This is a genomic window from Caballeronia zhejiangensis, from assembly GCF_022879815.1.
In the GTDB taxonomy this organism is placed as follows: domain Bacteria; phylum Pseudomonadota; class Gammaproteobacteria; order Burkholderiales; family Burkholderiaceae; genus Caballeronia; species Caballeronia zhejiangensis.
Genome location: NZ_CP084285.1, coordinates 787,733 through 801,212, shown reverse-complemented (window position 1 = coordinate 801,212; position 13,480 = coordinate 787,733). Strand labels below are relative to the sequence as shown.

The window sequence follows — 13,480 nt, the reverse complement described above, 5'->3', positions numbered from 1 at the left end:
TAAATTACTATGTCCGCGCGAAAACATAATCCGGCTCGAAGGAAAGTCAGAATGCGCTCTCAGCGAATAATCGACGCTCACCACGCCTGAGCCGCCGCTAAGTCTTGCCTAAAGAACACGCAGACGCCGCCGTATACACGATTACCGGCGGTGATCGCATCACCGCCGCCTTCGTATTCATCCTCTCGCCGGCCCGGTCTTGCGTATGTCAGGCAATCCGTCCTTGATCGATTCGATTCTGGCCACGCCGGCGACCGCGGACGGACGGATCACGCCTGCCGTTCGCGCATCGCTGCTGTCGACGCTTGTCGAAGACATCCGCCCGCTGCTGCTGTCCGGCATCTCCGGCGCGTTCGTCGCGATGATCGCGCTCGGACGCCAGCCGTCCCTCTGGACGATGCTCTGGCTCGCCGCCGACGCGCTTCTGCTCGCCACCCGCCTTTCGATCGTCGGCCGATATCGCGCGTTGAGGCGCACGGACGCGCCGCAGCCCGGCCGGTGGGCCGCGCGCTATGCGCCGTTCGGGCTGCTGGCCTGTCTCGTGACGGGCCTCGGCGCGATGGGCTGCGTGATCTCGGGCGACGCCGTGCTCGCGTCGCTCGCGATCATGGTGACGGCCGGCCTGCTCGGCGGCGTCGCGTCGCGCAACGCGGGCACGCCGCATCTGGCGATCGCGCAGGTGTGCCTCGGCGCGCTGCCGATCGGCGTCGGCGGGCTGTTCGGGCCGTCCGGCTACTGGATTCTCGTGCCGCCGCTCGTCCTCTATATCGCCGCGATGTGCGCGGTCGTGCAGCGGCACTATCGCGGCCTCGTCGCGCTGATGACCGCCAAGGAAAGCCACGCCGAAATCGCCACGCGCTTCGACGCGGCGCTCGCGCACATGCCGCACGGCCTCTGCACCGTGGATGCGTCGGGCAGGGTGGTGATCGCGAATCGCAAGGCGGCGGAGCTGTTCGGCGCGACCATCGACATGCTGCGGCTGAACGTGTCGCTGCCGGAGTTCATCGGCTATGCCGCGCTCGCGAAATTCGGCGAGACACCGCGCGCGCAGCTTGCCGAGCGATGCGCGCAATGGCTCGAAAGCGGCCATCCGACGCTCGACCTGCCCTTGCGCGACGGACGGCATCTCGAACTGAGCCGCAATCCGGTGCCCGACGGCAGCGCGGTCATCATCATCGAGGACGTGACGGAGCGCCGCAAAGCCGAAGCGAAAATCCTGCAATGGGCGCATCACGATTCGCTGACGGGCCTGCCGAACCGGCGCTATCTCGGCGACCAGGCCGGACGTCTGATGGCGGGCGGCGCGGGCCGCGAGAAAGTGACGGTGATGTACGTCGATCTCGACGGCTTCAAGCACGTCAACGACACGCACGGCCACAATGCCGGCGACGAACTGCTGAAGCTCGTCGCCGACCGCCTGCGCAACGCGATGCGCCGCGGCGAGCTGGTCGCGCGTCTGGGCGGCGACGAGTTCGCGATCGTCGCCACGTATATCGCGCACGCGGCCAACGTGGTTTTCGCGCGCAAGATCATCGGCGAGCTGTCGGCGCCGTACACGCTCGAATCCGGGCAGACGGTGCGCGTGGGCGTGAGCGTCGGCATCGCGCTGGCGCGTCCGGCGGAGTCGTTCGAAAGCGCATTGAAGCGCGCCGATGCCGCGCTGTACGAAGCGAAATCGGAGGAACGCGGCACCTATCGCTTCGCCGATCGCGACGGCGACTCCATCGCGAGCGACGAACAAGCCGTCGCGAACGACCGCGGCCGCGCCTGGTAAGCGAGCCTACGCCTCTTCCGGCCCGGCGATCAGCGCTTGCTCGTTCGACGCGCGCCACGCGTCGAGCCACGCTTCGAGCTTCGCGGGGGGCAGCGGCCGGCTCAGGTGATAGCCCTGCGCCAGATCGCAGCGCAGCGCCTTCAGCCGCTCCAGCATCTCTTCGGTTTCGACGCCTTCCGCGACGACCTTCAGTCCCATGTTGTGCCCGAGATCGATTGTCGAGCGCACGATGGTTTCATCGTCCTTGTGCTGGAACATGCCCATCACGAACGATTTGTCGATCTTCAGCTCATCGACGGGCATGCGCTTCAGATACGACAGCGACGAATACCCAGTGCCGAAATCGTCGATGGACAGGCGAATGCCGAGCGCGTGCAGCCGGTCGAGCGTCTCGATCGCGTGATTCGGGTCGTCCATGATCGCGCTCTCGGTGATCTCGATCCAGATCGATTCCGGCGCGACGCCGTGCTTGTCGAGCAGTCCCTGGAAGATTTCGGGCAGCGTCGACTGGATCAGCTCGCGCGCCGACACGTTCACCGACACGGCCAGCTCGATGCCCTGCCGGCGCCACGCGGCGCATTGCGCGATGGCCTTGTCGGCGACCCAGCGCGAAATCGTCTTGATGTAGCCGGTCTGCTCCGCGAACGGGATGAACTGGTCGGGCGAGACGAAGCCGCGCGTCGGATGATCCCAGCGCACGAGCGCCTCGACATATTTCACGCGATGCGTCGCGAGATCGACCTTCGGCTGATAGTAGAGCGTCAATTGATCGTGCTCGACGGCCTGCCGCAGCTCGCTCATCAGCGAAAGACGCTCGGCGTTGTTCTGGTCGTGACGTTCGTCGTAGAGCGCGTAGCCGAGATTCGAGCGCTTCGCCACGTACATCGCGATATCGGCGCGGCGCAGCAGCACGTTCATGTCCGTGCCGTTCTGCGGAAACGTGACGATGCCGATGCTCGCGCCCACATCGACGAGTTGCCCTTCGATCGTGATCGGCTCTTCGAGCGCGTTCAGCATGCGCGTGGCGAGAAGACGCGCGGACGCCAGATCGTCGGTCGGCAGAAGGACGGCGAATTCGTCGCCGCCCAGACGCGCGACCGTATCGGTCTTGCGATGCAGCGCCGCGCGCAGGCGCTTCGCCACTTCGCACAGCAGCATGTCGCCGATCGGATGCCCGAGCGTGTCGTTCACGTACTTGAAGCGGTCGAGGTCCATCATCATCACCGCGAGCGGGCGCTTGCTCCGCGTCGCCGCGCCGATCGCCTGCTGCAGGCGGTCGTTGAAGAGCGCGCGATTCGGCAGGCCGGTGAGCCGATCCATGTACGCGAGCTCGGTGATGCGTTTCTCGCGCTCCGAGATGCCGTCGCGCATCTGATTGAACGCGCGCGCCAGCTCGCCGATCTCGTCGTTCTGGCGAATCTCGATGGGCGCGGCGTAATCGCCCTGCCCGATGCGCTTCGAAAACTGCGTGAGCGCCGCGATCGGCCGCGTGACCGAGCGCGCCATCAGCACGCTGCCGACGATCGACACGAGCACGCCGAGCAGCGTAATGAGCAGCAGCGTCGTCTGCAGGCGCTTGAACGGCGCGAGCGCCTCGTTGAGCGAGCGTTCGAGCAGCACGGCGACCGTGCGCCCTTCGGAGTGCAGCCGCATGACGCGCGTCGCGTAGCCGTTCGCGGCGAGTTGCGCCTGATCCGTCAGCGCGTCGCGTGCGTCGTGGGGGAGCGAGCTTGCGAGCACGCCCCATTTGCCGTCGTCGCCGACGGTGAGAAACGACACGTCGAGCGACGTGAGCGAGCTCAGATCGCGTGCGAGCGCATCGTCGACCGCGAAGCCCATCACGACCCACGCGATCGCGATGGGCGCTTTCACCGGCACCGCGACGAGCTGATACGCGCGCGGCCCGATCATGCCGAACGACGACGCATCGCCCTTCGTCGCGACGGTCCTGATGAGCTTCGGGAACGGAAACGCCATGCCTTCGCGCCCGACGCCGCCGCTATCGGCGATCAGCTTGCCGTCGAGATCGACGAGCATCACGACGTCCGCATGAACGCGGTCGCCGTGATTGCGCAGCGCGGACGCGACCGTCTTGCCGTCGTGCGTCGCGACCGCTTCGCGAAAGCCGAAGTCGAGCGCGACCACGCTCGCCGCCTGCGTCAACTGTTCGCTATTGCCGCGCAAAATCTGCGCGAATACGCGCTCGGCCACCGACAGTTGCTCTTCGGCGTTGCGATGCGCGTTCTTCAGAATCACCGAGTTGATGACGAGAAACGCCGCCGCCTGCGCGACGAGCATCAGCACGACGAAGACGAGCGCGATTCGCGCGCGCAGGCTGTGAAAGAGCATCGTGACGGGCGTCCTATTCGGCGGGGCGCAGTTGCAGCGCGAATTTCACCGCGCCGTCCGCGTTGACCTTCTGCGTCGGCTGCGCGTTCGGATCGCTCTGGCGGAAATGCCACGCGATCACCTTGTACGCATCGGCGGGCAGATTGTCGATGGTCGCGGCGCCGTGCGCGTCGGTCTTCGCGAACCACGGCGTATCGACGATCAGCAGATATGCGACCATCGAATCGTGGATGTTGCAGCCCATCACGACGAGGCCGGGCTTGTCGAACACGACCGGATTCGCGGGAATGCCGTGATACAGATTCAGCTCGAAGCGCTTGGGCGGCGAGAACGAATAGACGTCGTGCTCGATGTTGTCCTTGTTCGGGAACGCCACCGACGCGCCCGTCTGCACGACGGAGACCATCGGCACGAAGCGCCGCTTGATCTGATCGATGACCGCGCTGGCGGGCTTCGTCGCGGGCGGCTTGCCGTTGACGGGCAGCGCATAGACGATGGCGTCGGGCACGGGCGCGCCGGCCTGATCGACCACTTGCACGCGCACGCTCCCGGCGTGGGCAATCGTCGCGCCGAACGCCAGCAACGTGATGAGAAATTTGAGCATGTTCATTCGCGGTCTTGCACGTCGCGGTACATCGGCGCGAGCTTCGCCAGGAGTTTGTTTTGCGCGTGGAACGGCACGCCGTTCTTGTCCATCGCGGCCTGCAAGTCTTCGACGAGCGCGTTGAACGCGGCCCGGTCGATGTTCTGTCCTTCGTGCGTGCGGCGCATCGGGCGGCCGGTGTAGACGCACGGGCCGTCGAGCAGCACGCAGATCTGCTCGACGAGCTTCTGCTTGATGCGCTTGACGGGCGCGTTGTCGAAATACGGCGCGGTGCGCGGATCGGCGAGCACGTTGTCGTACATGTCGTCGACGATCTTCGTCAGCCCTGCTCGCTCGCCGAACTGTTCGTAGAGCGCGTCGTCGGCGTGCGCGTTCGCGCAGGCGAGCGTGAGAGCCAGCAATGCGGCGTGGCGGATGTTCATCGTCAGAACCCCGCCTGCATCGAAACGTAGAGGCCGCGCTGATTCTTCACCGTCGCGATGTCGCCGAGCGCGACATACGCCGCCGTCAGCGAGACGTGCTTGTTCGGGGCCCACGCGACGAACGCGTCGTACGCGTCCTGCTCGCGCGCGAACGAGAGATTGTTCGGCTTCATCCGATATTCCCCGCCGATCGCGACGTTCTTCGTCAGCAGATACGCCACCGACGACTCGAATTCCGGGTGATACGCGTTCGACTTGTCGCCGCCGAACCCGAGCAGGCCGAACTGGTTCGCCTTCGTGAAGCGCAGCGTGCCGTTCAAGAGGAGGCTTTGCGCGAGCAGCAGCTTCGTCGCGGATAGATAGAAATCGGTGCCGGAATTGCTCGCCGCGCCGACCGCTTTCACGATATCGCCCTGTTCGTTGTGCTTGAACTGCAGCCCCGCGGCGATTTGCGGTATCCACGTGTCCTGATCGAGCACGGCGTCGCCGAGCAGCCGCACCTTCACGCCGAAGATGTTCTGATTGAACTTGAAGTTCTCGCCGAGGCCGAGTTTCGCGCCGGCATCGCGCGTATCGAAGCTTTGACGCGCGAGCGACAGCTCGACGCGATTCGCGACGCCGACGGTCAGGCCCCACGTGCCGAGCGCGTAATCCTGCGTGCGGATGTAGGTGCCGTGCGCGTTCGCGCCGAGTTGGCGCGCGGTGCCGTATCCGCCGATGACGGCCCACGGCGTGAGGCCGCCGCCCGCCGCGCCTTCGACTTCCGAGACGCCGCCCGTCAGCAGCAGCTTGCCGCCGGTGAGCGGCACGGCGGGCGGATCGTCGGCGAAAGCGGACGACGAGAACGAAACGAGCGACGCCACGGCCAGACTGGCGAGGCGCATCTTTGAGTAAATCTGACGCATGCGGGAGACATCGAGCGGTTGTCGGGGTTGCCGTCGCCGCCTCGGGGTGCCGCGCGACGCGTCGCGGCGAGCCAGGCGCTCTGGGAAGGTCACTCGCCAGGTAGGCGGCGCCTTTTCATATGCGTGTAAACGGCCGCTGACGGTCGAACTTGACGGCCGTTCGTCAGTTTTTGCGGGCCGAACGTTTGCAATCCGGGATGGGTCAGCGCGTCGGCCTAACCGTGGATCGTGTCGCGATGCAGGTCGCGCAGTTCGAGAAGGTCCGAGCGAATCAGCGAGACGTATGTCTCGACGTCCTCGACCCAGTTGCCCGCCTCCCTCAGCGTCGCGCGCAATTCCTCGCACTCATCGAAGAGCATGGACGGGCCGAGCACCGACAGCCCGCCCGCAAGCTTGTGCGCCCAGCGGCGCAGCGCCGGCGCGTCGCGCTGCGAGCAGATCGCGTCGAGCGCGGCGATGTCTTCGCCGATCTGCTGGACGAAGGCGGCGACATACGGCGCCGGCACCGTCGGCAATCGTGGCGGCGACGCATCATCGGCCGATGCGTTTCCTTCATCGACGGCTAACGTGCGCAACACGTCAGCGAGCACGGAGAGCGCAACCGGCTTTGTCAGATAGTCGGTGAAACCGGCGTCGCGACCACGTTGAACATCGGTCGCGCTCGCACTCGCGCTCACCGCATAGACACGCATCGACGGATCGAGGGCACGCGCGGCCGCCAGGAGTTGCGCGCCGTTCATCTTCGGCATGTCCATGTCGGTCAGCACGAGGTCCACGCGGTTCTTGCGCAGCAGATCGAGCGCTTCCTCGCCGTCGGCTGCTTCGATCACGGATGCGCCGAGCGTCAGCAACTGGTCGCGCAACAAACCTCGGTTGAGGCGATTGTCCTCGGCGATCAGCACTGTCGCGCCGGGATTCGCCGAAGCGGGTTGCAGAGGCGCCGACCGAATGGGCGACGCGGAGATCGCGTGATGCCTCCCGTCTCTGACAATCTGCACCGCTTCCCGGAACTCCTTGGCCGCGAAGATGCTGACGGCTATTTCGCCGTTCTCTCTCGCCACCGGCACGAGCGGGCCGTCCTGCGTCACGCGGATGACGCGCGCGCGATCTGTCCATCGCGCATCGATCTCGTCATCCGAGATTTCGTCGGTCGCGATGAGACAGTCGCAACCCTCCACGTTCGCCGCCGCGCCCTCGTTCGTGATGTACGTAATCGAACTGCGCTCTGCATTGAAGAGTGCGTCGAACCACTCGCGATGCTCGTTCGCCCGATACAGGATGGCGGGCCGGCCGACGAGCAAGGCATCGGCTTCGTCCGGCGACGACTCAGCCACTTGCAACGGCAGCGTGACGGTGATGCGCGTGCCGACGCCCTCCGTGCTTTCAAGCGCGATGCGCCCTTTCATCAGCCGGCACAGATGCTCGCAGATCGAGAGCCCGAGCCCGGTGCCGCGCGCTTGAGTCAGCCGGTGCGCGTCGCCCTGGACAAACGGCTGAAAGAGCATCTGACGCTGCGCTTCCGGAATGCCAATGCCCGAATCGGCCACACTCAGTGCGAGCGCGCCGTCGACCCAGCGCGCACGCACGACGACCTTGCCCGAATACGTGAACTTGAGCGCGTTGCCAAGGAGGTTGTTGAGTATCTGCGCGACGCGAATCGGATCGAGCCATAAGCGTGACGGGCACTCGCGGTCGATCACGACGAACAAACGCAAGCCCTGGCGATTCGCGATGGGCGAATGACCGACCATCACGCGCATGACGATGTCGCGTATCGACGCCGGCTCTTCGCTGAGACGCATTTCCCCGACGTCCATCTTCGAGAAATCGAGAACATCGTTGACGACCTGCAGCAGCGCGCCCGCCGACGCCTGCATCGCACCGACGCGGGCTTCCTGTTCCGCCGCCAGCGGGCCCCTGGCGACGAGTTCGAGATTGCCGACGAGCGACGACAGCGGCGTTCTGATCTCGTGGCTCATCGAAGCGAAGAAATTCAGCTTGGCCTTGGCGGCGGCGTCGCTGGTTTCCTTCGCTTCGCGCAGCAGGCGTTCGGCTTCGTGATGCTCCGTGATGTCGGCAATGGCGCAGAACAGCACATCGGTCTTGTTGACGACCGCCGACGTGTAGGAAATCTTCAGGTGACGCGACGACTGGTCCGCTTTCTCCAGCGTGCATTCGAATTGCCAGATCACGGCGGCGTCGCCTTTTGCGGGCAAGCTCATGCCATGTTGATGGAAGGCCACACATAGCGCGGCGGGCAGATGCATCGCGCTGGCATCGAGGTCGAGCAGGTTACGCGCGACCTGATTCGCGGCAATGGCGCTGAAATCGCTACGCAGCGCAATGCACAAACCGACCGGCGTCACCTGCACCTGAAGATGATTTAGAATCTCGCCTTCCACCGCGCGGCAAGCCTGCTCATAGGTACGCGTCAGGAAGCGGTAGTTCCAGTATCGGTATAACGCCACGAGCATAGTTGAGAGCGCCGCTTCCACCAGAACGATAACCGACACTTCCGTACGCTTGACAGCGAGATTGGTCGCCGTCGGCAAGGAAACGACGATGTGGCCGACGCCGAGCGCAAGCGGTTCCATTCGCGCGCCCCATCCGTGTCCCATGATCCAGTGGGATACGCCAGGCGGCCCCTTCTCGAGATGTTTGTCGACGAATCGCGCGTCTCCCGATGCATCGCCCGCCAGCACCGTGCCATCGTCGCTAAAGATCGTTATTTCCGAATTGAGGGCGGCGGGCCGGACCAATTTCAGCACACGCTCGACATCGACCTTCGTGAAGACAAACGCAACGGGTCGATCGTTCTTCTCGACCACCATGAACATAACGATCGTCGAACTCTCGAAACCCAGCAGGGCCGGTGCACGGAACCATAGAACGCTATGTTCTCGTGCGACGCTTACGGGATCGAGGCCGCGAGAACTCATGGTGGCCTTGGCGGTATCGACGAGTGAGCGCAATCGTTCGGTGCCGGGTCCCTCATCGGCGTCGCGCTTGGTGAAAAATTCAAAACCATACGACGCGCTTCCGTCGAACCGTGCGAATTGCAGGGAGAACGGCAAGCTCCCGTCGGGAATAGCACGCAGTGCCGCGCTGCAAATCCGGCTCATCGATGCGTCTTCGCTGTCCGAAGGTAAGGGCGCGCACGGCAGCGCGGCCCGAGGACCGTTGGGCGATGGATGGTAGTCCTGCGGGGTGACTTCGAGGAGTAGCTCGCCCGTCTTCAGCATGTTGTAACGACTGAAGATACCGATATTCACGCCGCGCATGACGGACTGGACGTCGGCAAGCTCGGTCTTGAGCGTACTATTGACCAGAAAAACGATGGCCGCGAAAGCGGCACACATCGAAGAGAAAATCAGCAAGCCGATGGCGACCGCGAAAATGCGTCGCTCCCGTTTGAGATTGTCCTCGAGCATTCGCAGCATCTGCAGAGGAGAATCTCGCGATGCGGCGAAAACATGCTCCATCAGGCTAGTCCTGCTCTGGCCGCGTATTTGACGAGATCGACGTGGTTCTCCACATGCAGCTTGCGCATGGCCGATCGCTTCTGCGTGGCGACGGTCGGCACGGATCGGTTCAGCGTGCGCGCGATTTCAGTCACCGAAAGGCCCTGCGCGAAGAGGCGCACCACTTCCAGTTCGCGGGGCGAAAGCGGCTGCTCGCGCGCGAGGTCCTGCAGGGTCGATCCATCGCGCGCCAGACGGTGTTGAATCTTAGGCGAAATGATCGTCTCTTTCGTGCTCAATGCACGAAGCGTGACCTGGCTGAGCTCGCTGGCGGGCTCCTCCTTGCTCATGATCGCAGCGACGCCCAGCTTGCACAATTCGTGGTAGATGCCGCCGCTCGTCATCATGGTCAGCACAATGACGGGTATGTTCGGAAAGGACCGCTTGAGCTTGCTGATCAGCCGCAAGCCGTCTATGTCCGTCTCGTCTTCTCCCTGCATCACGAGATCGGTGATGATAAGGTCGACGGGCTCCTTTTCGAGTACGCGAAGCAACTCGGCGCCGGAATGAGCCATGGCGGCGATCGTAAAACCCGGAATTTTCGAGAATTGGTCGGCTACAGCCAACAGCACGATCGGATGATCGTCCGCCAAAACCATCCGAATCTTGTCCCCTCGTGCGTTCATATAACAACCGTTTTTTGAGTTGCCGCTCTTCGAGTCAAAACCCGAAACGTACGGCTCATTTATTGATGTAAAAGCAACTCACGAATGTCGGGCGGGCCTGAGCTATCCCGCAAAGGAAGCCTATCGGATTTTAGGACGTGCTCAATCCGGGAGAAACATCGGCGGTGTCAGAAGTGCGTTTCGCCCGGCGAAACGAATCTTCCCAGCGACACCGGCTTCACGTTCCGCACGCACTTTGTCTGCAGCGCGGACGTTTGTGCATCCTGACCCGCGCTGCTCATGCTCATTGCTTCCACGAAGCGAACTCGCGAGTTGGTCGAGCGGAATCGATGTCACCGGCGGCCTGGCCTCACGTTCGTACTTACGGCTTTCGGATAGCAGCATGCAAGCAAAGATGATCATCGAAAGGCTGAATACCAAAGCAATCGGCACGATCAAATTCCAACTCGATACCCCTAGCGCTGCTAGAAGCAGAAACGACAAGCCGAAATAAACCGACGTGAGAATCGACGACGCGCGCCCGGCCATTGCGCAGTAATGCCGAAATTTTCGGCTCAGAAATTCGAGAATTGACATGGCGATATTCAGTGCAAAGGGCACGACGGTCGACCCCGGCTCATACAGGATCCGAAGGAAGACAGTGCTTACTCAGGCCAGCACGCAGGCAGAGCGAGTGCCCATCGCTCGTGACTTGCGCCCTGCCACAACGATGGTCGAATTTAGCCGACGGGCTCTCCGCTCGATATAGAAAAATATCGAAAGCCCGATATGGTCAAAATATCCGCACGATTCATGCGGGAATGGTCTTGCTTCGATCTGCGAACTTATGTAGGGAGATCGTTCTTTTCGTCATCTCCGAAGACGAAAACACGAAGCGCGAGAGGGTCTATCGCGGAGTCTTCGGTGATTGGGCACAGGATGCAAGACATCCCGCAGACTCGCGTCTTGAGGATGTCTTATGAATTTCTCAGACGCACGTGGTATCGGCCCTTAGCATCTTCAGATGCCCGGCGATGCGTGCGACCACTTCCGACCAGTCGCAACCGTGACGCTTGCGGAAGAGACGCATCGTCGGATACCAGGGACTGTCCTCGCGGGTGTAGTGCCAGCGCCAGTCGCCGTAGAACGGCAGCATCATCCACACGCGCTTGCCCATCGCACCGGCGACGTGCGCCACCGACGTATCCACCGTGAGCACGACGTCGAGTGACTCGATGGCTTTCGCCGTCTCCGCCATCGTCGTGATTTGCGCGCCTACATCGTGGAAGTTCGCGTGCTTCTGCGCGTAGTCGGCGGCTTCGTCGGCTCCGGCGCCCTTCTGCAGGCTGAAGAACTCGATGTCCGGAATCCTGAGCAGATCGTCGAGCACGGCAAGCGAGGGCAAGGAGCGCGCGCGATCGTTCTCATGCGTGGGATTGCCCTTGAACACCAATCCCACTTTCAGCTTGTTCGGCGCGACGATCGGCAGCTTCGAAGGCACAGCGGACGGCGCACGAAGATACGGCACTGCTTTTGGCAACGCTTCGAGATCGAGCGTCAAATGAGCCGGAATCGCGTGCGGATACACCCAGTAATCGATGTCCGGAAGATTCGCGGCCGATTCGGTGCTCACGACTTCGTCCGCCTCGCCCGACGCCTCGTAAAGCTCGACGAGCGGCGGCTGACACATGACGATGACGCGTTTTGCCCCGCACTGCTCGCGGAAGAATCTCGCGAAACGCAGGAAGAAGATTTCGTCACCGAGGCCGAACTCGCTCCAGATCGCAATCGCTTTCCCCTCAAGCGACTGGCCGCTCCACTCCGTTACATGACGCGGCGGCTCGACGGTCGTGCGGCGCTTCCAGCCGAAGCGTGCCATCAATTCCTCGCGCATGCGAAAGCCCTTCTGCAGCCGTCCGCGTGCGATCTCGTGCAGCACGTGATAAAGGCGCGGGTGATGTTCCCCAGGCAGGCGCTTCACGCATTCCTCTATATGAGCGCCTCCCTTTGCACAAGCATCGATATGCTCACTCCGTGACAGGATGGGTTGCTGCTCTATATCCGGGCTTGTGGCAGCGATTCAACCTGCTGCGGCCCCCTATGAAATCCGCTGACTCGCACCTCACTCCCACATCGAGCTCGAAGCTCCATGGAATTTTCAGGTTTAGCGAATCCCGGTCCGACCTGTCATGTCATCACATACGCTGCCCGCGCAACCTTTGTTCTAAACCATTCCTTCTTCGTTCCTGCGCTATACGACCTTCACGATCGGCTTCTCGCTCACATATCCCTTCTCATACGGATGGCCGTGTGCGAGAACCGCCCAGATAGTTCTGGCCAACTTGTTTGCCAGTGCAACGACAACGACATTCGTTGGCCGCCGCTTTTTCAGTTGTTCGACCCAAAGACCGGGGTCTTTTGCGTTGTTCAGTACACTACGTGCACCATGCACGAGCAGCATTCGGAGATATCCGTTTCCGCGTTTACTGATACCGTGAAGTTGCACCCTCCCGCCTGAACCCGTTTGTTTCGGGACAAGCCCGATCCAAGCAGCAAACTCGCGGCCGGACTTAAATGCCTTGACATCACCCATCATCGCGACCGCCGCCGTTCCTGTGAGCAGGCCAACGCCCGGAATCTCGCATATCGCTTTGACCGCAGGATCATCCTTCCGCCAGTCCCGCATGCGTCGTTCGATTCGGGCGATTTGCTCATCGAGTTCGGCAATCCGGCTCCATTGTTCGCGTAAGGTATCGATCAGAACTGCTGGCAATCGCGCTGCAACGCGGGCGAGAACTTGCGGTATAGCTTCAATCAGAGCAGCACGGCCTTTGTTCATCACTTCGCCGTATTCGGTCAACATCCCACGAAGACCGTTTATCTGCATCGTGCGGAAAGCTACCAGTTGTTCTCGCGCACGATGAAGCGCAAGCATCGCCTGTTGACTTTCAGTCTTGACTGCAACTGGTTTGCTCGGCTGCTGTACCGCAAGCCAAATTGCGCGCGCATCCGCACTGTCGTTTTTGTTCCTGATGTTGAAAGCCTTCACGAACTCCGCCGGCATCAGTTTGACCTGGTGTCCCATCTTGGTGAGTTGCCGGGCCCAATGATGCGCGCCACCGCACGCTTCCATTCCGATTAAACACGGCGCACGGTTTGCGAAGTGTTCTAAGAACTTCGCGCGCTTCACGGACCGATTTACGATCTCACCTGTATTCGCATCAACGTAATGCACTTGCATAATGTTCTTTGCAATGTCGATTCCGACGGGCGTGAGCTTCATGGGTGTTCTCCGAACCG

10 protein-coding genes are annotated in these 13,480 nt (G+C 62.4%); 1 reads left to right on the top strand and 9 read right to left on the bottom strand.

What is annotated here, in order from left to right; translation table 11 throughout:
• Positions 1-205 precede the first annotated feature (205 nt).
• Positions 206-1,774: a sensor domain-containing diguanylate cyclase gene (locus LDZ23_RS24820; protein WP_063828776.1), complete on the top strand. Its 1,569-nt coding sequence runs from the start codon at positions 206-208 to the stop codon at positions 1,772-1,774.
• Positions 1,775-1,780: 6 nt separating this feature from the next.
• On the opposite strand, the gene LDZ23_RS24815 is transcribed toward LDZ23_RS24820, so the two are convergent.
• The 9 genes from LDZ23_RS24815 to LDZ23_RS24775 all read right to left on the bottom strand — a co-directional run bounded on the left by LDZ23_RS24815 (position 1,781) and on the right by LDZ23_RS24775 (position 13,463).
• Positions 1,781-4,123, bottom strand: coding sequence for a bifunctional diguanylate cyclase/phosphodiesterase (locus tag LDZ23_RS24815; protein ID WP_008347395.1), 2,343 nt, complete (start codon positions 4,121-4,123; stop codon positions 1,781-1,783).
• Positions 4,124-4,136: 13 nt separating this feature from the next.
• Complete coding sequence (locus LDZ23_RS24810; protein ID WP_008347393.1) at positions 4,137-4,733, bottom strand: methylamine utilization protein; 597 nt, start codon at positions 4,731-4,733, stop codon at positions 4,137-4,139.
• Positions 4,730-5,149 carry a group I truncated hemoglobin gene (locus LDZ23_RS24805; RefSeq protein WP_008347391.1) on the bottom strand — a complete coding sequence of 140 codons (420 nt, stop codon included), beginning with the start codon at positions 5,147-5,149 and terminating at the stop codon, positions 4,730-4,732. Before LDZ23_RS24805 ends, LDZ23_RS24810 begins: the two co-directional genes overlap by 4 nt.
• A 2-nt stretch (positions 5,150-5,151) precedes the next feature.
• Positions 5,152-6,054 (bottom strand): DUF3034 family protein, encoded by a 903-nt coding sequence (locus tag LDZ23_RS24800; protein ID WP_008347389.1) that lies wholly within the window; start codon positions 6,052-6,054, stop codon positions 5,152-5,154.
• Between the two features lie 215 nt (positions 6,055-6,269).
• Positions 6,270-9,494 carry a hybrid sensor histidine kinase/response regulator gene (locus tag LDZ23_RS24795; RefSeq protein WP_244808250.1) on the bottom strand — a complete coding sequence of 1,075 codons (3,225 nt, stop codon included), beginning with the start codon at positions 9,492-9,494 and terminating at the stop codon, positions 6,270-6,272.
• Positions 9,495-9,535: 41 nt separating this feature from the next.
• The gene (locus LDZ23_RS24790; protein ID WP_033535857.1) at positions 9,536-10,201 is read right to left on the bottom strand and encodes a response regulator; all 666 of its coding nucleotides are present in this window, start codon (positions 10,199-10,201) and stop codon (positions 9,536-9,538) included.
• A gap of 141 nt (positions 10,202-10,342) precedes the next feature.
• Positions 10,343-10,777 (bottom strand): hypothetical protein, encoded by a 435-nt coding sequence (locus LDZ23_RS24785; protein WP_144403594.1) that lies wholly within the window; start codon positions 10,775-10,777, stop codon positions 10,343-10,345.
• A 391-nt stretch (positions 10,778-11,168) separates the two neighbouring features.
• Entirely contained in the window at positions 11,169-12,161 is a 993-nt protein-coding gene (locus LDZ23_RS24780) for a glycosyltransferase family protein (RefSeq protein WP_244808249.1), read from the bottom strand.
• A gap of 270 nt (positions 12,162-12,431) precedes the next feature.
• Positions 12,432-13,463, bottom strand: a complete 1,032-nt coding sequence (locus tag LDZ23_RS24775; protein WP_244807831.1) for an IS110 family RNA-guided transposase — start codon at positions 13,461-13,463, stop codon at positions 12,432-12,434.
• Between the last annotated feature and the right edge of the window lie 17 nt (positions 13,464-13,480).